The organism is Kribbella sp. VKM Ac-2568 (genome assembly GCF_004345365.1).
Taxonomy (GTDB): domain Bacteria; phylum Actinomycetota; class Actinomycetes; order Propionibacteriales; family Kribbellaceae; genus Kribbella; species Kribbella orskensis.
In genome coordinates this window covers 604,801-625,330 of sequence record NZ_SLVF01000004.1, presented here as the reverse complement: position 1 = coordinate 625,330, position 20,530 = coordinate 604,801, and the positions used below count along the sequence as shown (strand labels likewise).

The 20,530-nt window shown below is 68.6% G+C and carries 20 protein-coding genes; 11 read left to right on the top strand and 9 right to left on the bottom strand.

Annotation, left to right across the window (positions count from 1 at the left end; genetic code table 11):
- Positions 1–195: 195 nt before the first annotated feature.
- From EV648_RS14205 to EV648_RS14200, 3 genes are read left to right on the top strand one after another with little or no spacing between them, the layout of a single operon-like run.
- On the top strand, positions 196–4,032 hold the full coding sequence (locus EV648_RS14205; protein ID WP_199234593.1) for a multifunctional oxoglutarate decarboxylase/oxoglutarate dehydrogenase thiamine pyrophosphate-binding subunit/dihydrolipoyllysine-residue succinyltransferase subunit: 3,837 nt from the start codon (positions 196–198) through the stop codon (positions 4,030–4,032).
- A 1-nt stretch (position 4,033) separates the two neighbouring features.
- On the top strand, positions 4,034–4,210 hold the full coding sequence (locus tag EV648_RS43215; protein ID WP_199234592.1) for a DUF6104 family protein: 177 nt from the start codon (positions 4,034–4,036) through the stop codon (positions 4,208–4,210).
- 25 nt (positions 4,211–4,235) lie between these two features.
- Positions 4,236–4,952: an AAA family ATPase gene (locus tag EV648_RS14200; protein ID WP_132290318.1), complete on the top strand. Its 717-nt coding sequence runs from the start codon at positions 4,236–4,238 to the stop codon at positions 4,950–4,952.
- A gap of 84 nt (positions 4,953–5,036) precedes the next feature.
- Here the strand turns inward: EV648_RS14200 and EV648_RS14195 are convergent, their stop codons facing one another.
- The gene (locus EV648_RS14195; RefSeq protein WP_132290315.1) at positions 5,037–5,399 is read right to left on the bottom strand and encodes a helix-turn-helix transcriptional regulator; all 363 of its coding nucleotides are present in this window, start codon (positions 5,397–5,399) and stop codon (positions 5,037–5,039) included.
- Positions 5,400–5,515: 116 nt separating this feature from the next.
- Here EV648_RS14195 and EV648_RS14190 point away from each other — a divergent pair, with 116 nt between their 5' ends.
- Entirely contained in the window at positions 5,516–6,745 is a 1,230-nt protein-coding gene (locus EV648_RS14190; protein ID WP_241995139.1) for a sodium:proton exchanger, read from the top strand.
- Between the two features lie 96 nt (positions 6,746–6,841).
- On the opposite strand, the gene EV648_RS14185 is transcribed toward EV648_RS14190, so the two are convergent.
- The 5 genes from EV648_RS14185 to EV648_RS14165 all read right to left on the bottom strand — a co-directional run bounded on the left by EV648_RS14185 (position 6,842) and on the right by EV648_RS14165 (position 11,529).
- A complete protein-coding gene (locus EV648_RS14185) occupies positions 6,842–7,138 on the bottom strand; it encodes a WhiB family transcriptional regulator (RefSeq protein ID WP_132290312.1) in 297 nt (98 codons plus the stop codon).
- A 160-nt stretch (positions 7,139–7,298) separates the two neighbouring features.
- Entirely contained in the window at positions 7,299–7,811 is a 513-nt protein-coding gene (locus EV648_RS14180) for a GNAT family N-acetyltransferase (protein ID WP_132290309.1), read from the bottom strand.
- A gap of 8 nt (positions 7,812–7,819) precedes the next feature.
- Positions 7,820–8,788 carry a zinc-binding dehydrogenase gene (locus tag EV648_RS14175; protein ID WP_132290306.1) on the bottom strand — a complete coding sequence of 323 codons (969 nt, stop codon included), beginning with the start codon at positions 8,786–8,788 and terminating at the stop codon, positions 7,820–7,822.
- Between the two features lie 24 nt (positions 8,789–8,812).
- The gene (locus EV648_RS14170; RefSeq protein ID WP_132290303.1) at positions 8,813–9,406 is read right to left on the bottom strand and encodes a DUF1349 domain-containing protein; all 594 of its coding nucleotides are present in this window, start codon (positions 9,404–9,406) and stop codon (positions 8,813–8,815) included.
- Positions 9,407–10,314: 908 nt separating this feature from the next.
- The gene (locus EV648_RS14165; protein WP_132290300.1) at positions 10,315–11,529 is read right to left on the bottom strand and encodes an NADP-dependent malic enzyme; all 1,215 of its coding nucleotides are present in this window, start codon (positions 11,527–11,529) and stop codon (positions 10,315–10,317) included.
- Between the two features lie 357 nt (positions 11,530–11,886).
- Here EV648_RS14165 and EV648_RS14160 point away from each other — a divergent pair, with 357 nt between their 5' ends.
- From EV648_RS14160 to EV648_RS14140, 5 genes are all read left to right on the top strand, one after another.
- Positions 11,887–12,735 (top strand): ABC transporter substrate-binding protein, encoded by an 849-nt coding sequence (locus EV648_RS14160; protein ID WP_132290297.1) that lies wholly within the window; start codon positions 11,887–11,889, stop codon positions 12,733–12,735.
- Complete coding sequence (locus EV648_RS14155) at positions 12,732–13,553, top strand: amino acid ABC transporter permease (RefSeq protein ID WP_199234591.1); 822 nt, start codon at positions 12,732–12,734, stop codon at positions 13,551–13,553. Before EV648_RS14160 ends, EV648_RS14155 begins: the two co-directional genes overlap by 4 nt.
- Positions 13,553–14,305, top strand: coding sequence for an amino acid ABC transporter ATP-binding protein (locus EV648_RS14150; RefSeq protein ID WP_132290294.1), 753 nt, complete (start codon positions 13,553–13,555; stop codon positions 14,303–14,305). Before EV648_RS14155 ends, EV648_RS14150 begins: the two co-directional genes overlap by 1 nt.
- Before the next feature lie 151 nt (positions 14,306–14,456).
- Entirely contained in the window at positions 14,457–14,849 is a 393-nt protein-coding gene (locus tag EV648_RS14145) for an anti-sigma regulatory factor (RefSeq protein ID WP_132290291.1), read from the top strand.
- Between the two features lie 71 nt (positions 14,850–14,920).
- Positions 14,921–15,637 (top strand): RNA polymerase sigma factor SigF, encoded by a 717-nt coding sequence (locus tag EV648_RS14140; RefSeq protein ID WP_370452715.1) that lies wholly within the window; start codon positions 14,921–14,923, stop codon positions 15,635–15,637.
- A 4-nt stretch (positions 15,638–15,641) separates the two neighbouring features.
- On the opposite strand, the gene EV648_RS14135 is transcribed toward EV648_RS14140, so the two are convergent.
- The gene (locus EV648_RS14135; protein WP_132290285.1) at positions 15,642–16,052 is read right to left on the bottom strand and encodes a hypothetical protein; all 411 of its coding nucleotides are present in this window, start codon (positions 16,050–16,052) and stop codon (positions 15,642–15,644) included.
- A gap of 506 nt (positions 16,053–16,558) precedes the next feature.
- Here EV648_RS14135 and EV648_RS14130 point away from each other — a divergent pair.
- A complete protein-coding gene (locus tag EV648_RS14130; protein ID WP_012922773.1) occupies positions 16,559–16,810 on the top strand; it encodes a WhiB family transcriptional regulator in 252 nt (83 codons plus the stop codon).
- Positions 16,811–16,937: 127 nt separating this feature from the next.
- Here EV648_RS14130 and EV648_RS14125 read toward each other — a convergent pair whose 3' ends face one another.
- Positions 16,938–18,413: a sensor histidine kinase gene (locus EV648_RS14125; RefSeq protein ID WP_132290282.1), complete on the bottom strand. Its 1,476-nt coding sequence runs from the start codon at positions 18,411–18,413 to the stop codon at positions 16,938–16,940.
- Positions 18,414–18,516: 103 nt separating this feature from the next.
- On the opposite strand from EV648_RS14125, the gene EV648_RS14120 reads away from it, so the two are divergent.
- On the top strand, positions 18,517–19,422 hold the full coding sequence (locus EV648_RS14120; RefSeq protein ID WP_132290279.1) for a DUF2785 domain-containing protein: 906 nt from the start codon (positions 18,517–18,519) through the stop codon (positions 19,420–19,422).
- Positions 19,423–19,431: 9 nt separating this feature from the next.
- On the opposite strand, the gene EV648_RS14115 is transcribed toward EV648_RS14120, so the two are convergent.
- Complete coding sequence (locus EV648_RS14115) at positions 19,432–20,463, bottom strand: endonuclease/exonuclease/phosphatase family protein (protein WP_132290276.1); 1,032 nt, start codon at positions 20,461–20,463, stop codon at positions 19,432–19,434.
- Between the last annotated feature and the right edge of the window lie 67 nt (positions 20,464–20,530).

The following is a 20,530-nucleotide window of genomic DNA, read 5'->3' as shown; positions in this document are numbered from 1 at the left end:
TGGAACACCTGCCATCACGGTGTTTCAGGGGTCGATCGATCAAGGGCCGACGCGCCAACCACTGGATCGACTGGTCCGATGATCCCGGGCTGTAGAAGTGGTGGCCGTGCTATTAGCCTTGCCTCGGGAAGCACCCCATAACTCCAGTGCGCATAACACAGGTATCTGACCCGATCGGAAGAGGCGAACTGCCAAGTGGCCACCGAGCCATCAGAAACTAATCCCCTTGCAGCCTTCGGTGCGAACGAATGGCTGGTCGACGAGATGTACGAGAACTACCTCCAGGACCCCAAGTCTGTGGATCCGGCGTGGTGGGACTTCTTCAAGGGTTACAGCCCGGGTGATGCGAAGCAGGCGAAGCCGGCCGACGCTCCCCGGCCCGATGCGGTGTCAGACAACAAGACCCCCGAGGCGCCGAGCCGCGGTACCGCCGCCGCCGCGCCGTCGTCCAGCCAGCCGGCCGCCCAGGCCGCGGCTGCCGCACCGGCTCCGGCCGCGCCCGCTCCGGCCGCGCCCGCTCCGGCAGCTCCGGCAGCTCCGGCCAAGCAAGCGCAGACAGCAGCATCCACAGCGAAAGCAGCGCCCGCGGCGAGCGGTGCCCCGACCGGAGGCACGGTGAACCAGCCGCCCAAGGCGCAACCCAAGCCCGCACCGGCGACCAGCACGGACGCGAACCGGGTCATCCTGCGCGGAGCACCCGCACGGACCGCGCAGAACATGGAGACCAGCCTCGGGGTCCCCACTGCGACCAGCGTGCGCCAGGTGCCGGTCAAGCTGCTGATCGACAACCGGATCGTCATCAACAACCACCTCAAGCGCGCCCGCGGCGGCAAGATCTCCTTCACCCACCTGGTCGGCTGGGCCCTGGTGAAGGCGCTGAAGACGCTGCCGGAGATGAACGCCTCGTTCGACGAGACCGAGGGCAAGCCGACGCTGGTCCAGCCGGAGCACATCAACCTCGGCCTGGCCATCGACATGCAGAAGCCGGACGGCACCCGGCAGTTGCTGGTGCCGTCGATCAAGGCGACCGAGTCGATGACGTTCGCCGAGTTCTGGATGGCCTACGAGGACATCGTCCGGCGGGCCCGGGACAACAAGCTCGCGCTGCCCGACTTCCAGGGCACCACGATCAGCCTGACCAACCCCGGCACCATCGGCACCCAGCACTCGGTGCCGCGGCTGATGAGCGGCCAGGGCTGCATCATCGGCGTCGGCGCGATGGAGTACCCGACGGAGTACCAGGGTGCGGCCGAGGAGACGATGGCCAAGCTCGCGGTCAGCAAGGTGATGACGCTGACCTCGACCTACGACCACCGGATCATCCAGGGCGCCCAGTCGGGTGAGTTCCTGCGCCGGCTGCACAAGCTGCTGCTCGGCGAGGAGGGCTTCTACGACGAGATCTTCCAGTCGTTGCGGATCCCCTACGAGCCGATCCGCTGGGCCGCCGACCTCCCGCACAGCCACGAGGAGGACATCAGCAAGCAGGCCCGCATCCTCGAGCTGATCCACGCCTACCGGGTGCGCGGCCACATCATGGCCGACACCGACCCGCTGGAGTACAAGCAGCGCAGCCACCCTGACCTCGACGTCGCCACCCACGGCCTGACCCTGTGGGATCTGGACCGCGAGTTCGCGACCGGCTCGTTCGGCGCCCAGGCCGACCGCAAGTTCATGAAGCTGCGGGAGATCCTCGGCATCCTGCGCGACTCGTACTGCCGCACGGTCGGCGTCGAGTACATGCACATCCAGGACCCCGAGCAGCGCAAGTGGCTGCAGGAGCGGATCGAGCGGCCGCACACCAAGCCGCCGCGCGAGGAGCAGCTGCGGATCCTGGCCAAGCTGAACGAGGCCGAGGCCTTCGAGACCTTCCTGCAGACCAAGTACGTCGGCCAGAAGCGGTTCTCCCTCGAGGGCGCGGAGACCACCATCCCGCTGCTCGACGAGATCTGCGAGGAGGCCGCCGGCGCCGGGCTGGACGAGGTCACCATCGGTATGGCGCACCGCGGCCGGCTGAACGTGCTGGCCAACATCGTCGGCAAGTCGTACAGCCAGATCTTCCGCGAGTTCGACGGCAACATCGACCCGCGGACGGTCCAGGGCTCCGGTGACGTGAAGTACCACCTGGGTGCCGAGGGCGAGTTCGTCTCGGAGTTCGGCGACAAGATCAAGGTGTCGGTGGCGGCGAACCCGTCCCACCTGGAGACCGTCGACCCGGTGCTCGAGGGCATCGTCCGGGCCAAGCAGGACCTCCTCGACCGCGGCGCCGCGTTCCCGGTGCTGCCGCTGCTCGTCCACGGCGACGCGGCCTTCGCCGGCCAGGGCGTGGTGGCCGAGACGCTGAACCTGTCCCAGCTGCGCGGCTACCGGACCGGCGGCACGATCCACGTGATCGTGAACAACCAGGTCGGCTTCACCACCTCGCCGGCCTCGTCCCGCTCGTCGATGTACAGCACCGACGTCGCCCGGATGGTGCAGGCGCCGATCTTCCACGTGAACGGCGACGACCCCGAGGCCTGCATCCGGGTCGCGGACCTGGCCTTCGAGTACCGCCAGGCGTTCAACAAGGACGTCGTCATCGACCTGGTCTGCTACCGCCGCCGCGGTCACAACGAGGGCGACGACCCGAGCTTCACCCAGCCGCTGATGTACGACCTGATCGAGCAGAAGCGGTCCGTGCGCAAGCTCTACACCGAGGCCCTGATCGGCCGTGGCGACATCACGGTGGAAGAGGCCGAGCAGGCGATGCGCGACTTCCAGCAACGGCTGGAGCGGGTGTTCACCGAGGTCCGCGAGGCGAAGAGCCAGCCGGACACGCCGGCGCCGTACGTGACCGTCCCGGTCTACCCGGACAAGCCGGACGGGCCGGACGCCACGGCGACCACCCCCGAGGTGCTGAAGAAGATCGCGGACGCGTACACGACGCTGCCGGAGGGCTTCACCGCGCACCCGAAGGTGATGCCGCAGCTGCAGCGCCGGGCTGCTGCGATCACCCAGGGCCCGGTCGACTGGGCCAGCGCGGAGATCACCGCGTTCGGCTCGCTGCTGCTGGCCGGGCGTCCGGTCCGGCTGGCCGGCCAGGACAGCCGCCGCGGCACCTTCGTGCAGCGGTTCGCCGCCGTCATCGACCGGATCAACGGGCAGGACCACGTCCCACTGCAGCACCTGGACGAGGAGCAGGCGAACTTCTACGTCTACGACTCGCTGCTGAGCGAGTACGCCGCACTCGGCTTCGAGTACGGGTACTCCGTGGCGCGGCCGGAGGCGCTGGTCCTCTGGGAGGCCCAGTTCGGCGACTTCGTCAACGGCGCCCAGTCGATCATCGACGAGTACATCTCGGCCGGTGAGGCGAAGTGGGGCCAGAAGTCCGGTGTCGTGCTGCTGCTGCCGCACGGCTACGAAGGGCAGGGCCCGGACCACTCGTCGGCCCGGATCGAGCGGTTCATGCAGCTGTGCGCCGAGAACGCGATGACGGTGGCGCAGCCGTCGACGCCCGCGTCGTACTTCCACCTGCTGCGGCGGCACACGCTGCAGGAGGAGCACAACCCGCTGATCGTCTTCACCCCGAAGCAGCTGCTCCGGCTGAAGGCGGCGGTGTCGCAGCCCGAGGAGCTGACCAGCGGCACGTTCCGCCCGGTCCTGAACGACCCGGAGGCCGAGCAGAACACCGCCGCCGTAGAGCGGGTCATCCTGGCCTCCGGCCGGATCAGCTACGACCTGCTGGCCGAGCGCAAGAAGGCGGAGCCGGACAAGATCAGCACCGTGATCCTGCGGGTCGAGCAGCTCTACCCGCTGCCCGCCGAGGAGATCAAGGCCGAGCTGGCCAAGTACCCGAACCTGCAGGAGATCCGCTGGGTGCAGGACGAGCCGGCGAACCAGGGTCCGTGGCCGTTCATGGCGCTGAACCTGACCGAGCACCTGGGCGGCAAGCCGTTCTACCGGGTGTCCCGGCCGGCCATGTCCGCGCCGTCGGTCGGCTCGCACAACGTGCACGTCACCGAGCTGGCGACGCTGATGAAGCAGGCCTTCAGCTGACGTGTACTTCACCGACCGAGGGATCGAGGAGCTCGAGGGCCGGCGTGGCGAGGAAGACGTCACGCTGGCCTGGATGGCCGAGCGGCTGCGCGAGTTCGTCGACCTGAACCCCGAGTTCGAGACCCCGATCGAGCGCTTCGCCACCTGGCTGGCGCGGCTGGACGACGAGGACGACTGAGCTCGTCCTCGTCTAGCCTGACGAGATGCCCTTCGCCGACCACCCCGTACGCCGGGTTGCCGCGGCGGAGGGCATTCGTCCGTCCGGGACCTGGCCGCACACCATTCCCGCGATCCGCCAACTCCTGACCGACGGCCTGGACCTCGACCCCGGCGTCACCTTCCTGGTCGGCGAGAACGGCACCGGCAAGTCCACCCTGGTCGAGGCGATCGCGATCGCTTTCGGCATGTCACCCGAGGGCGGTTCCACCGGCGCCCGGCTGACCACCCGCGCCTCCGAGTCGCCGTTGTCCGGCGAGCTCCTGTTGACCCGCGGAGCCGGTGCCTCCCGCTGGGGATTCTTCCTGCGCGCCGAGACGATGCACGGCTACTACACGTACCTGGAGAACAACCCAGGACCCTACGACCCGAAGTTCCACGAGCTCAGCCACGGCGAAGGGTTCCTGGAGGTGCTGAGGAGCCGGTTCGACAGCCCCGGGTTGTACTGCCTGGACGAGCCCGAGTCAGCCTTGTCGTTCTCGTCGAGCCTCGCCCTGGTCGGCGTACTGAACGAACTGGCGGCCGGCGGTGCTCAGGTGCTCTGCGCGACCCACTCCCCCGTCGTCTGCTCGCTGCCCGGCGCCGCCATCATCGAGATCGGCGAGTGGGGCATCCGCCCTACCACCTGGGCGGAGCTCGAGCTCGTCCAGAACTGGCAGGCCTACCTGGCAGCCCCCGAGCGCTACCTCCGCCACATCCTCTAACCGGCACAAGTCTCTAGCCGGCCAGCGGTCGGCGCGAGGTCGGCCGGGTGAGGTACAGGGGCCCGGCGACAGGCGGCCGGGTGGCTACTCAGCGCGGGGCGGGCGGCGGCGGAGAGGTGGGTCGGGGGCTAGTGAGCCGTCGGGGGCGATGTGCTCGAAGATCTGGTCGACCAGGTTGAGCACGTGCGGGTCGTCGACGGTGTAGATGTGCCGGCGGCCCTCGCGGCGGGCCGTGATGATGCCGGCCAGTCGCAGCTTGCCGAGGTGCTGGCTCGCGGTGGCGATGCTGACGCCGACCCGCTCGGCCAGCGTGCCCACGTCGTACTCCCCTTGTGCCGCCAGGGAGACGAGGTGCAGGCGGACAGGCGCCGAGAGCATGGCGAACGTGCCGGCGGCGGACACCAGCTGCGCTTTCGTCGGCTCGCGTTCAGGGCGTGACGTGGTCATGGGTGGAGTCATTGTGACGCCTCCGGCGGTCAGCAGGCACGCGGCTGGCCGGAGGCGAGCACGGTCTCATACTTGCGCAATTGCGAAAGTATCAAAATGGTGGCAACCTTGACGGCGTGATCAGAGCTCTCCGCCCCGTGCTTCTCTGCCTCCTCGCGGCAGTGCCGGCCGTCGCCCTGCGACTGGCCGGCGTCGAACTGTCCGCCCCACTCGGCATCGTCGTCTTCGGGCTCGGGGTGGTCGCGGCATCGTTCGTACTGGCCTGGGCCGCCGAGGCCGCCGAGGTCGACATCTCCGGCGGCCTGGCGATCGCGCTGCTGGCGGTCATCGCCGTGCTCCCCGAGTACGCCGTGGACCTCTACTTCGCGCACACCGCCGGCAGCCAGCCTGAGTATGTCGCCTACGCCGCCGCCAACATGACCGGATCCAACCGGCTCCTGCTCGGACTCGGCTGGTCCAGCGTCGTACTGATCAGCCTGTACGTCGCCGGCAAGCGCAGCGGGAAGACCGTGAAGGCGCTGGTGCTGGAGTCTGGGTACCGCCGTGAGCTCGGCTTCCTGGCGGTCGCCAGCGTGGTCGCGTTCATCATCCCGATCACCGGCGAGATCCACCTGCTGCTCGGCATCGCCCTGCTGGCCTTCTTCGCCTACTACCTCTGGCGAGCGGCCGCCTCCGAGCACGACGAGGAGCCCGACCTGGTCGGGCCCGCCAAGCGGATCGGCGGACTCGCGAAGGTCCAGCGGCGGACTGCCGTCATCTCCATGTTCCTGGTCTCGGCCGGGGTGATCCTGCTGTCGGCCGAGCCGTTCGCGGACTCGCTGGTCGAGGGCGGGCACACGCTGGGGATCGACCAGTTCCTGCTGGTGCAGTGGCTGGCTCCGCTGGCCTCCGAGGCGCCCGAGTTCATCGTGGCGATCCTGTTCGCCTGGCGGGGCAAGGGCGCTGCCGCGCTCGGCCTGCTGATCTCCGCCAAGGTGAACCAGTGGACGCTGCTGATCGGAAGCCTGCCGATCGCCTACGGGCTCGGCGGCGGTCCGGCCGCCCTGCAACTCGACGGACGGCAGGTCGAGGAGTTCCTGCTGACGGCGACCCAGACGCTGCTCGGTATCGCGGTGCTGCTGACACTGCGCTTCCCGCGCTGGGCGGCCTGGACGCTGCTCGGGTTGTTCATGGTGCAGTTCGCGATCCCGGGCCAGACCGGACGGTACGTCCTCTCCGGCATCTACCTGGCGCTGGCGATCGTCGCCTTCACCCGCAACCGCCAGTACGTGCTGGCGACCATCACCTCCCCCTTCCGCCGGACCGTGAAGGTCGAGGAGCGGACGGACGAGCTGGTCGGGGTCTGACGTCCACGGTCACGGTCAGCAGACGCCAGCCAGCCTCCCGCAGTACGGAAACTGCCCCCACCAGCTTGGCCGGTGGGGGCAGTTCGCGTCTGGTGACTAGCTGGCCTGCTGCTCCTCGATCGCGGCGGGGCGGCGGCGTTCCTGGGGTCCGGGGCGGCCCCGGCGACGGCCGGAGAGGAACTTCTCGCCGGCGGCGGTACCGGTGAACTTGGTCCGGCGGGCCCACTCGCGGCACTCCTCGATCACCGGGCACGCGGTCAGGCAGATCGCCTGGGCCTTGCGCTGCTCCCACTGGGTGGCGGTCTCGTCGTACGCCGGCGCCTGGCCGATACACGCGGCCCGCATCATCCAACGGTCGGCGGGGTCGGCGATCACCGTCAAGGTCGGCCTCATGGGCACTCCTGCTCCCTCATCGATCGGGCGGATCGAAACCGTGGGGGTTTCCCGCGGTAGGACCAGACTGCGCCAGCCTCGTTGCCCCGGTGCGACGGCAATGTTTCAGCCATGAAACGTCACGCCGGTCCACTGTCACATCAGTGCCGCTGTCACCGGCTCACGGTACGGCGGGCCGGACCATCCTGATCTCCGGTACGCCGAAGAACGGCTCGTCCACCCGTACGCCGTCCTCCGCGAAACCCTGGCGGCGGTAGAACGCCCGGGCCCGCTGGTTGCCCTCCAGCACCCACAGGCTGGCGGGTTCCTTGCCGATGGCAACGTCGAGCAGCCGGTACCCGAGCCCGCTGCCCCACCACTTCTCCCGGACATAGATCGCGTACAGCTCCAGCGGCGTCGGCGCATCCTCATCTCGTGAGGGGCCAGGCGACGAGAACCCGATCACCCGGTCCTCGACCGGGACCGAAGGATCAGGGTCGAGCGCGATCCACCGGACCAGGCCGGCCTCGATCGCCCCGGCCCACTTCTCCGTCCGGCGCCCGACGTCACCTGTCTTCTCGGCCAGCACCGCGGGCTCGACCAGTCCGCCGTACGTCTCGCGCCAGCACAGCAGGTGGCACCACGCGCCGGCCTCGGCGTCGGCCACCTCGGCGCGGCGGATCACAGGTTCCATCGGCGGTGTCAGACCGTGAAGACGATCTTGCCGAACACGTCGCCCTCGTGCATCTTGGCGAATCCCTTGCGGGCGTCGGCCAGCGCCAGCGTGGTGTCGATGTGCGGCTTGATCCCGGCGTTCGCCATGAACCGCACCAACTCCGCGAGCTCGGTCCGGGTGCCCATTGTGGAGCCCTGCACCCGCAGTTGCAGGAAGAAGATCCGGTTGAGCTCGGCCGACTTCGGCGCCTGCCCGCTGGTCGCGCCGGAGATCACCAGCGTGCCGCCCTGCTTGAGCGACTTCAGCGAGTGCGACCAGGTCGCCTGGCCGACGGTCTCCATCACAGCGTCGACGCGCTCGGGCAGCCGCGCCCCGGACTCGAACGCCTCGTGCGCGCCGATCTCGACGGCCTTCGCCCGCTTGCCCTCGTCCCGGCTCGTCGCCCAGACCCGGATGCCCGCGGCCCGGGCCAGCGTGATCAGCGAGGTCGCGACGCCGCCACCGGCACCCTGCACCAGCACGGTGTCACCCGGCTTCAGCCCCGATTGGGTGAACAACATCCGGTACGCCGTGAGCCAGGCCGTCGGCAGGCACGCGGCCTCCTCGAAGCTCAGCCCGGCCGGCTTCGGTACGACGTTGCCGGCGGGCACCACGACCTTCTCGGCCAGCGTGCCCTGGTACCGCTCGCTCAGCAGCGACCGCTTCGGGTCGAGCGTCTCGTCGCCCTTCCACGCCGGGTCCGAGATCACCGCGTGCACGACCACCTCGTTGCCGTCCGGGTCGATCCCCGCGGCGTCGCAGCCCAGGATCATCGGCAGGCTCTTCTCCGCCAGCCCGACGCCCTTCAGCGACCACAGGTCGTGGTGATTCAGCGCGGTCGCCTTGACGTCGATGGTCACCCACCCGTCCGGCGCCACCGGCTCCGGCCGCACCCCCACCTCCAGCGCGGAGACAGGATCCTCGGCGTCGAACCCGGCAACGTAGGCAGCAAGCATGCCCTCCACCCTAGTGCCCTGGGCTCAGTCGAGATGGAGGGCTTCGTCGGGAGTGGTGACGACGAAGGAGGTGAAGCGGACCGTCAGGCCGTGCCGGGTGGGCGCGCAGGTGAACGGTCCGGCGGCAGCCGTCGCCGCGGGATCGAGCGGCGCCACCCGGAACAGTTGCCAGGGTTCGTCCTCGCAGCGCGCCCGCATCGTCAGGGCGTCGCCCGACCGGCTCACCCGGATGGTCACCTCCCGGCCCGCCCAGTCGGCCACCGGCGCGAGTGACCAGTCGGAGCGGCCGTGCGTGACGACGGAGCCGAGGTGCGGAACCCCGTCGGTGAACTCGATCCCGGCCTTGACCCAGGTCTCCTCGTCCACCCGGACCAGCAGCCCGGCCTGGTCGTACAACTCGTCGAACGCGACCACGAACCCGACCTCGAGCGCCGACTCCGGCGGGAAGTCCGTCAGCAGCGCATGCCCGTCGTCGTGCACGAACCCGTAACTGGTGGTCCGCCAGAAGTCGCTGCCCTTCCGCGCCGTGACCAGCAGATTGGTCCCATCGGCCAGCACCGCCTCCGGCGGGTTCAGCCAAGCCGCCTCAGACCACTCGATCGCACGCCTGCTCTCCATCCCCCAGACGCTAGGCGACCCGACGCCCGCAACACCAGTAGGCCGGTACGCCGGTACGCCGGTCACGAGTCGCGCGTATCGGCAGAGGTGCTGGCCGGCCAACAGCAGAGGAGTTCCGCCAGTGGGGCGGAGGTGGTTGCGTCCCCGGGCTGCGTGACCGTGCTGGTCGGGCCGGTGTGCGTCAAGAGCGCTTCGCGTCCCTTCGGGATCGGAACAAGTTCCGACTCTTGACCCACACCACCCCGACCAGGGAAGGAACGCAGCTATCCCGGAGCCGCTGGGAGGTGTGGCGACAACGGCCGGGGAGCTCCTCCACCCAGACGCTCGGGGAGTTGCTTGCCCAGACGTTCGGGGAGCTGCCTCGCCCGGAAGGTCGGGGTGTTCCTTTGCCCGGAGGGGAAGCGGGACCCCCGAAACCGGCACCTTGTGCACCAGCTGAGCAGATCCCCGCGACCCGCACACTCAACCGGCGCACAAAGTGGGTCCCCGGGGCACTCGATAGCAGGTTGTTCGGCCACTGACGCCCAACAAGTCGCCAGCGGTCGTAGAACCCGCCACTGGCACTCGCCGCATCCCACCGCCGCTCACCCAACCCACATCCCGCGCGATTCGAGAGGGTTACCCACTCGTGTTGTGGGTTACCCCTCGAACGCCCGGGGGCACAACCCACAACCCCCGCGGTGAGCCCCCTCGGGCCGGACGGCAGCAGATCGCCGGCGTTTGAGGGGACCACCCCTCAAACGCAGGGTTGCCCGCCCAGAATCTCGGGGGGCTACCCCCACTCCCAGGGGTCAACCCTCGAGGGGCGGCGGGTCCGAGCGCGGGGTTGGTCGGAAGGCGGAGACCAGTACGCCGGTACGTCGGGCGCAGGGGACGCGGCGTACCGGGCGTACTGGTTGCTCTGCGGGTCAGCCGCGGGCTACGCCGTCCTGGCGGGCGGCATCGGCGACGGCGGCGGCCACGGCCGGGGCGACCCGGGGGTCGAACGGCGAGGGGATGACGTAGTCCGGGCGGAGGTCGTCGTCGGAGATCAGCGCGGCGAGGGCTTCGGCGGCGGCGAGCTTCATGCCTTCGGTGATGCGGGAGGCGTTCACGTCGAAGGCGCCGCGGAAGATGCCCGGGAACGCGAGCACGTTGTTGATCTGGTTCGGGAAGTCGGAACGACCGGTGGCGACCACCGCGGCGTGCCGGTGGGCGATGTCCGGGTGGACCTCAGGGTTCGGGTTCGCCAGCGCGAAGATCATCGCCCCGGGCGCCATCCGCGCGACGGCCTCCTCGGGCACTGTGCCGCCGGAGACGCCGAGGAACACATCGGCGCCGTCGAGCGCGTCCACCAGTCGGCCGGACAGACCGCCCGTGTTCGTGTCCTTGGCCAGCGACAGCTTCACCGGGTTGAGATCGGCCCGGTCCTCCGACAGAACACCCTTGCTGTCGACAACGGCCAGGTCGCCGACGCCTGCCTGCAAGAGGATCCGCGCACACGCCACCCCGGCCGCACCCGCGCCCGAGATGACCACCCGGATGTCCTCGATGGCCCTGCTAATTCCATTCTGTCCGGTGAGTCGGAGGGCGTTGCGAAGCGCCGCCAGTACGACGACCGCCGTACCGTGCTGGTCGTCGTGGAAGACCGGGATGTCGAGGCGTTCCTTCAGCTTGCGCTCGATCTCGAAGCAGCGCGGCGCCGAGATGTCCTCCAGGTTGATGCCGCCGAAGGTCGGGGCCAGCCGGACGACGGTCTCGACGAACTCGTCCACGTCGGTGCAGTCCAGCGCGATCGGCACCGAGTCGACGCCGCCGAACTCCTTGAAGAGAAGGGCTTTGCCCTCCATCACCGGCAACGACGCGGCCGGCCCGATGTCGCCGAGTCCGAGTACCGCGGTGCCGTCGGTGACGACGGCGACCACGTTGGACTTCCAGGTGTACTTGCGGACCAGCGACGGGTCCTCGGCGATCGCGGTACAGACCCGGGCGACGCCGGGGGTGTAGGCCATCGACAACTCGTCGGCGTTGGTGACGTGCACCGCCGAGGTGACCTCGATCTTGCCACCGACGTGCAGGTCGAACACCGGATCACCGGCGTACGGGTCGGAGACGGAGTCGGACGGGAAGGCTTCGGCAACCATGGTGACCCTTCGATGAACAGCGGAGCGGAGACAAAAGCAGAGCGGCCCACCACGAAGGGTGGGCAAGCGGTTACAGGGAAGTGGGGGCTGGGGCGGTTCGATCGGGTGCGTCGAGCACCGCCATTGCCACTCGGGGGTCACCCGTGGCTACGAGTAAACCACAGGCGGCACTGGTCTGCTCTGTGAGCACCCCCACAAGGTCTTCACAGGGCCCGCGGATGCGGCGGGACGGTGACGATCGAGTCTCGGCGACCGTTACCAGCCGACAGGCACCTGCCTGCTGTGTCAGGATGCGGTCATTCCGGGCCGGTAACGTCTGGACCGGAGTTCCAGTACAAGTGTCGAGGAGTCCTAGCGATGAACATCGTCCCCACCCTCCGCAAGAGTAAGGTCATGGCCGCCGCCGCGTCGGTCGCCGTGTTCGCTCTCGTCCTTTCCGCGTGCGGCAGCGACGAATCGAGCAGTGGCGGAGGAGGCGAGGACAAGGCCGCGGCGGCCGGCATCACGCTGGTCAAGTCCGGCAAGCTCACCGTCTGCACGCACCTGCCGTACAAGCCGTTCCAGTACAAGGACGGCAACAAGGTCGTCGGCTTCGACGTGGACCTGCTCGACCTGCTCGCCAAGGACCTCGGCCTGGAGCAGGAGGTCGTCAACATCGAGTGGGCCCAGGTCACCTCGGGCGCCGCCTTCCAGGCGAAGAAGTGCGACATGGGCATGGGCGCGATGACGATCACGCCGGCCCGGCAGGCCGCGATCAGCATCACCGCGCCGTACATGGACGCCACCCAGGTGCTGCTGGTGAAGAAGGACGCCCCCTACAAGTCGCTCGAGGACCTGAAGGGCAAGAAGGTCGGGGTCCAGGCCGACACCACCGGTAAGGACTTCGCCGACGAGCAGGCCAAGAAGATCGGCTTCACGGTCGTCGTCTTCAACGACCTCGCGCTGCAGGAGAACAACGTCAAGTCGGGTCGCGTCGACGCCGGCATCAACGACAACGGCGTGCTCTACGACTTCGTCAAGGAGAACCCGGACACCGCCGTCGCGGCCGAGTTCAACACCGGCGAGCAGTACGGCTTCGGCGCGCTCAAGGACGGCAGCGGCCCGAAGTTGGTGGAGAAGTTCAACACGCTGCTCACCTCGGCCCAGTCCGACGGCAAGTACAACGAGATCTACAAGAAGTGGTTCGGGGTTGAGCCTAAGAAGTGAGCGCACCGATCGACACCGTTGAGCGGAAGGGGCTGAGCCCGCGGCAGCGGGCTCAGCGCTCCCGCTGGATCCAGTACGCGATCCTGATTGCACTAGTCCTGGTGGCGGCCTTCACGGCCGACTGGGCTCAGATCGTCAGCGTCTTCTTCAAGCCGCAGTACATCAAGGCCGCCTTCGAGGACGGTCTGATGCAGGCCCTGGTGAAGACGCTGGAGTACACCGCCGGCGCTTTCGTGATCGGCCTGCTCGGCGGCACCCTGCTGGCGCTGATGCGGCTGTCCAGCGTCGGCCCGTACCGGTGGATCGCGACCGCCTACATCGAGTTCTTCCGAGGCCTGCCGGCCATCGTGGTGTTCATCGCGTTCAGCCTGCTGCCGCTGGCGTTCGAGGGTCTGACGATCCCGCTCGACCCGTACGGCGTGGTCTGGCTCGCGCTGGGCATCGTCGCCGCGGCGTACATGGCCGAGGTGATCCGGGCCGGCATCCAGGCGGTTCCGAAGGGGCAGATCGAGGCGGCCCGCTCGCTCGGCATGCCGTTCGGCCTGGCGACCCGGAAGATCGTGCTGCCACAGGCGTTCCGGATCGTGCTGCCGCCGTTGACGAACGACCTGATCCTGCTGGTGAAGGACTCGTCGCTGGTGTTCATCATCGGCACCAGCGCCGAGGCGTACGAGCTGACCGGGTTCGGCCGGGACCTGGCGAACACCTACGCCAACCTGACCCCGCTGGTCACCGCCGGCTTCTGCTACCTGATCATCACCCTGCCGCTGGGCATCCTGGTCCGCCGGCTCGAGGCGAAGGCTGCGAGGGCGCGCTGATGGCACTGGTGGAGATCAAGAACCTGCACAAGTCGTTCGGCACCAACCACGTCCTGCGCGGTATCGACTTCACCGTCGAGCAGCGCGAGGTGGTCTGCGTGATCGGGCCGTCCGGCTCGGGCAAGTCCACGCTGCTGCGCTGCGTCAATCTGCTGGAGGTCCCGGAGGAGGGCCAGGTGATCGTCCGCGGCGAGGACATCACCGACCGGGACTGTCACCTGGACGCCGCCCGCTCCCAGATCGGCATGGTGTTCCAGCAGTTCAACCTGTTCCCACACCTCAACGTGCTGGCCAACTGCACGGTCGCCCAGACGACGGTGCTGAAGCGTGGCTCGGCCGAGGCCGAGAAGATCGCCCGGGCCAATCTGGACCGGGTCGGCCTGAACGACAAGGTGCTCGCCTACCCGATGCAGTTGTCCGGCGGACAGCAGCAGCGGGTCGCGATCGCCCGGGCGCTGTCGATGGACCCGCAGCTGATGCTGTTCGACGAGCCGACCTCGGCGCTCGACCCCGAACTCGTCGGCGATGTCCTGACGGTGATGCGCAAGCTCGCCCTGGACGGGATGACGATGCTCGTGGTCACCCACGAGATGGCCTTCGCCCGCGAGGTCGCGGACCGGGTCGTCTTCATGGACGCCGGCGTCATCGTCGAGCAGGGCCCGCCGGCCGAGGTGATCGGCAACCCGCAGCACAACCGCACCCGCAACTTCCTCGCCCGGGTGCTCAACCCGACCCACGTCGAACCGACGTAGGACGGGCGATTCCTCGAATCCGGGGCCGGTTCCGCTGGGCGGGACCGGCCCCAGCCGTTGTGACTGTGCAGAGAACGGCCGCACGGTGGAAGATGTAGGCGGTGGGCCGACCACAGCCCAGGAGATCAGCCCGCCAGGGAGGCACAGCACTGTGAGCAGCACCGGACGACCCGCCGAGGTTCACCTCAGCATTCCCGCGGACAGCGCCTACATCGCGGTCCCGCGGTCGGTGGTCGGCAATCTCGCGGCCCGCAACGACTTCACCGTGGACGCGATCGACGATCTGCGGATCGCGGTGGACGAGGCTTGCGCGCTGCTGCTCCCGCAGGCCGCCGACGGCGTGCTCGAACTGGTCTTCGCGATCGACCCGCCGCAGCTGACCGTCCGTACGTCGGCCGTCGTGCCGAACGGGTGGAAGCCGGACACCACGTCCTTCGGCTGGACCGTGCTGACCGCACTGGTGGAGTCCGTCGCGGCCGAGACCGTCGACGGGCGGCTCACGATCACCGTGTCGGCGTCCGCCACCGCCTCGGAGAAGGCGTGACCGACGAACGACCCCTGGCCGAGCCCCAGGAACCTGACCTACGCACCCGCACTGCCACACTCTTCCAAGCCATGGCGTCCGCGACCCAGGGCGATCCCGCGCACATCCTGGCCCGCGACGGCCTGGTCTCGCTGCACATGCCGCTGGTGGAACACCTGGCCCGCCGCTTCCGCAACCGCGGCGAGCCGTACGACGACCTCGTCCAGGTCGCCACGATCGGCCTGATCAAGGCGGTCGACCGGTTCGACTCCGACCGCGGGGTGGAGTTCTCCACCTACGCGACCCCGACGATCCTCGGTGAGATCAAGCGGTACTTCCGGGACAAGGGCTGGGCGATCCGGGTCCCCCGCCGGCTGCAGGAGCTCCGGCTCTCGCTGACCGCGGCGACCGCGGAGCTGACCCAGGAACGCGGCCGGGCACCCACCGTCGCCGAGCTGTCCGACCGGCTGGGCCTGTCCCCCGACCTGGTGATCGAGGGCCTGGAGTCCGCGAACGCCTACAACACGCTGTCGCTGGACGCACCGGACCAGAACGAGGCGGACGCCACCACCGTGCTGGACGGGCTCGGCGGCGAGGACGAGGCGCTGGAGAGCGTGGAGTACCGCGAGTCGCTCAAACCCTTGCTTGCCCAGCTGGACACCCGGGAGAAGCGCATCCTGACGCTGCGGTTCTTCCGCGGCATGACGCAGTCCCAGATCGCCGACGAGATCGGCATCTCGCAGATGCACGTGTCCCGCCTGCTCGCCCGCACCCTCACCGAGCTCCGCGCGGGTCTGCTGAAGGAGTAGTCCCTTAGAGGACGGGGTGGTCCTTGGTCGGATCGTCGACCAGGGCCTCCATCGACACCTTCTGGAACAGCGCCACCAGTACGACGACCGCAGCGATCCCAAGTACGACGGAGACGGCGGTGGTGGAACCGCCCCAGAAGCTCCAGGCGACGCCCAGCTGGATCAGCTGGGCGAACACGGCCGGCCCACGGCTCCAGGTGGACGTCCGGAACAGCCCACGAGCCACCAGCAGCAGCGCCCCGCCGTACAGGAGGAGGAAGACGGCGGTGGTCAGTCCGAGAGTGAGCCTCTCGTCGCTGATCGTTATACCTTCGACAATTCCGAGAACGGCGACCACGAGCCCTTCCCCAGCGACCACAGCCGAGGCTAGCTTGAGCGGGCGCGGAGCGGTGGACGGCGTGGATTCGGTCGGCACAACCGCAAGCCTAGTGTCCTGCTCCAGGTATCCGTGCGGGTACCTGGAGCAGGACACGAGCAGTAAGCCGTCCTGGCTGGGTGGGCTCCTTCTCCCCTTGTGTTGAGGGCCATCGGCAGTGGACGGTGGGCGCATGGGGACGACGACCTCTGCCCCCGGCACCCATCAGGGTCGGAGAACTTCAGCCCCACAGGGATTCGAGGTTTTGCGTAACCCCAGGGCCGTTCGATCGGTTACTTGCAGTGAACTGGTGATAGCTGGAAGGTCAGCCCGTCCGTATTGCGGACGCGGTGAACCGCTGTGCACCGGTTCGTAGTGTTAAGGAAGTGTTGTGATCGGATCGACAAGTCCAGAACCCTTGTTTCGCTAACCCGAGATTGGGAACATGGAGACGTTCGTGAAAACGTTCACAACGCTTCGCACCACCCCCGTGCGAGTACAGGCGCGCTGATTGGGCACAGACCACCATCAGCGCAGACAAACTACTGAGAGAGATGGGATCCGCCATGGATTGGCGCCACCGGGCCGTTTGCCTCGATGAGGACCCGGAACTGTTCTTCCCCATCGGTAACACCGGGCCCGCGATCATGCAGATCGAGGAGGCCAAGCAGGTGTGCCGTCGCTGCGACGTGCGTGAGCAGTGCCTTGCCTGGGCACTGGAAGCCGGCCAGGACCACGGTGTCTGGGGTGGCCTGAGCGAGGACGAGCGACGCGCTCTCAAGCGCCGCAACGCCCGCGCTCGCATCCGTACCGCCTGAGCTGACCACGACGCAGGCCCCGCGGGATCCGCGGGGCCTTTCGATTGCCAGTTCGACCCCGGGCACCGCGTTGTATCTGAAGAACTGTGGACAAGGACCCACGGCTGTTCAGGGATAACGACCCGGCTCACTCCTTCACCGGAACGTCGAGCACGACCGTCGTTCCGGGCCCGTCGTGGCGTGGGTGGAACTCCAGCACCCCGTCGAGCTCACCGATCACCAGGGTGCGCACGATCGACAGGCCGAGGTTGCCGGACGTCTCGGAGTCGAAGTTCTCCGGAAGCCCCTTGCCGTCATCGGTGACCACCACCCGCAACCGCCCGACCGAGCGTTGGGCGGCCAGTTCGATCTTGCCCGACGCGTCTCCACCTGCCCGCGTGCTGAACGCGTGCTCGACGGAGTTCTGCATCAGCTCGGTCAGCACCATCGCGAGCGGGGTCGCCACTTCGGAGTCCAGTACGCCGAAGCTGCCGGTCCGGCGGATCTCCACCTGGGTGGACACCGTCGACACGTCGGCCACCATCGCCGCCACCCGGTCCGCCACGTCGTCGAAGTCCACGTGCTCGTCGAAGGACTCGGACAGGGTCTCGTGCACGATGGCGATCGACCCGACCCGGCGGACGGCCTCGGCCAGCGCGGCCTGGGCTTCCGGCACGGTGATCCTCCGGCCCTGCATCCGGAGTAACGCGGCGACGGTCTGCAAGTTGTTCTTGACGCGATGATGAATCTCCCGGATGGTCGCCTCCTTGGTGACCAGTTCCCGCTCCCGGCTCCGCAGCTCCGTCACGTCGCGGAGCAGGATCAGCGCGCCCACGTGTTCGCCGTCGGCCCGCAGCGGGATCGCCCGCAGGAACAAGGTGGCCTCGGGATTCTCGATCTCGAGCTCCTTGGCCGCCCGGCCGGTGAGCACCGAGGCGAGCACGTCGTCCACCTTGCGGCCGCTGTGGATCAGCTCGGCGGTGATCTCCTTCAGCCGGCTGCCGACCAGGTCGGTGACGAGCCCCATCCGGCGGTACGCGGACAGCGCGTTCGGGCTGGCGAACGTCACCATGCCGTGCCGATCGACCCGGATGCAGCCGTCCCCCACCCGGGGAGTCGTCGACAGCAGGCGTTCGCCGCCGTACGGGAAGATGCCGTCGGTGATCATCCGGGCCAGGTCGGTGGCGCTCTGCAGGTAGGCGATCTCGAGCCGGGACGGGGTCCGGACCCCCAGCAGGTTGGTGTTCCTGGCGATCACGGCGATCACCCGGGTGCCCCGGCGTACCGGGATCGTCTCGACCCGGACCGGGACGTCGTCGCGCCACTCGGGGTCGCCCTCGCGGCAGATCCTGCCGCCGTCGTACGCCTGGTCCAGCAGCGGCCGGCGGTCGCGCGGGATGAAGCTGCCGACGATGTCGTCCAGGTACGCCGTGGGTCCCGTGGTCGGGCGCATCTGCGCCCCGGCCCAGAACCCGAGCCCCTCGGTGTCGGGCAACCAGAGCACCAGGTCGGCGAAGGACAGATCGGCCAGCATCTGCCAGTCGGACACCAGCAGTTGCAGCCGGTCCAGGTCTGCCTGGTCCAGCGTCGTGTGGTTCCGCGCCACATCGGTCAAGGACGGCACGAGGTCGAGCCTAGGGCACAGGGCGAGCCCGGTCCGGGCAGCAGGCTCGACAGATCTCGCGGATGGGTGTTGATTGAGCAGGTCCAAGTGAAAGGATGCATCGGTGGAGTCGACGTACTGGCAGGACGTGATGGCCGCGGACTACGCGGTACCGCGCGACCGTGCGCTGACCGACCTCACCGAGGAGCTTGTCCGTGGCCTGGCCAGTACGAACCCGCAGGTGCGGGACGCGCTGGCCTATCCGACGCTCGCCACCTGGCTCGAGCGCGGGATCTACGACGACCTGCTGCCCGGTTTCGGTGACGGTCTCTGCGCCGGACTCGCCTACGGGCTCGGGGAGGACGGCACCGACACGGTGTTCCGCCGCTCCTTCACCGCGCTCACGCTCGCGGAGGTGATCCACCGCGACAACGCCGAGTTCCTGGTGCACGACGAGGTGGTGATGCGCTGGGGCGACCGGCTGGCCACCTGGCTGCTGCGCGAACGCGACCTGCGGGGCTACGTCGCGGACTGCGGCTGGGCCCATGCCGTGGCGCATGGCGCGGACGCGATCGGCGCGCTGGCTCGCTCCCGTCACTGTGATGCCGGCGTACTGCGGGCGCTGCTGGACGTGCTCGCCGACCGGATCGTGAAGGACACGCAGTACCGCTGGGTGCACGAGGAGCACGACCGGGTCGCGCACGCGGTGATGACGATCCTGCACCGCAACATGCTGACAAGCGACGAGCTCGAGCGCTGGCTGAAGCCGATCGCGGCGACCGCGGCGCAGCAGCCGCTGATGCACGAGACGCTGCCGGAGTGGCCGACCCCGTCGGTCTTCAACGCCCGCGGTGTCCTGCACGTGCTGCTGAGCCAGCTCGCGATCGGGGTGAAGGGCTTCCCGATCCCCGGCGACGACGAGCTGTTCGGCCGGCCGATCGAGGCCCGCGCCGACATGCTGCTGATGCTCACCGAGGCCGTCCGGTCCTCCCAGCCGTACATCTACCGCCCGGCGGCCAACCAGACCTAGATCTGTGGGTCACTCGTCCTTGGGCACGGCAACGTTGGCGACCGCGGCCCGGTGGTCGCTGCCCTCGATCTCGTACGTCTTGAACCTGCCCGGGGTGATCCCGTCCGTGACGAGCACGTGGTCGATCTGGGTCCGGAACAACGCCGGGCGATCCGCCGGCCAGGTCCCCTGCAGACCGGCTCCCACCGACGGCGCCACGCTCTTGCAGTCGGCCCCGAGCGCGCTACGGAAGTCTGCGTGATCGGTGGTCGCGTTGAAGTCGCCGGCCACGATCGTCGGCTGACCCGCGGCACACCAGCGCTTCACCACCTGCAGGTCCTGCTTCCAGGTGGTCACCTCGGACGGCAGCGGCGGGTAGCCGTGGTACGCGATCAGCCGGAGCTTGCCGAGACTGCCGCCGCTGACGATCACGTGGCCGAACTGGGTGGTCGTCTGCGCGGTGTCCGTCGTACCGGGCTGCTGCGCGCTGACCCTGCTGGGGTCGAGCGTCTCGGACCGGAACTCGACGTCGCCGAGCGAGTCCGACACCAGCACGCTGGTCGCGCTCTCCACCGCGGAGTTCGCCTGCTGGGTGTAGCCGCGGTAGTGCAGGCCCTGCAGGTGTGACTCGATCTCCTGCCGTACGTCGGCCTGTGCCTCGGGCAACGACACCAGGTCGGGCTGCCGGAGCCGGATGATCTTCGCGACCTCACCGGCATCCGCTCCCCCGCCGAGCACGTTCGCCACCATGATCGTCAGCTCCCGGGTCCCCGGCGGTGGCGGCTTCGGGTCGGAGAGGTTCCTCGGCGCGGTCAGTACTGCACCGGTGACGGCCAGCAGGATGGTCAGCACGGCGGCGATCCGCCAGTTCCAGCGCAACAGCATCCCCAGCCCGACCAGCAGGACGAGCACCAGCACCTGCGGCCGGAATGCGACCAGCTGGGTGAACGGGGTGACCTCGTCCAGCCCGTAGAGCTCGGGATAGAGCGGCAGAGCAACGACCAGCAGGAACAGGACGGATAGGACGACTCGCCGGACTTGCCATGCTCCTGCTGTGTCCATGGCCCACCCTGAAGTTCTAGTCGACGGAGGTCTAGTCGCTGTGCGTGGCTGAGCGGTAGCGTTCACC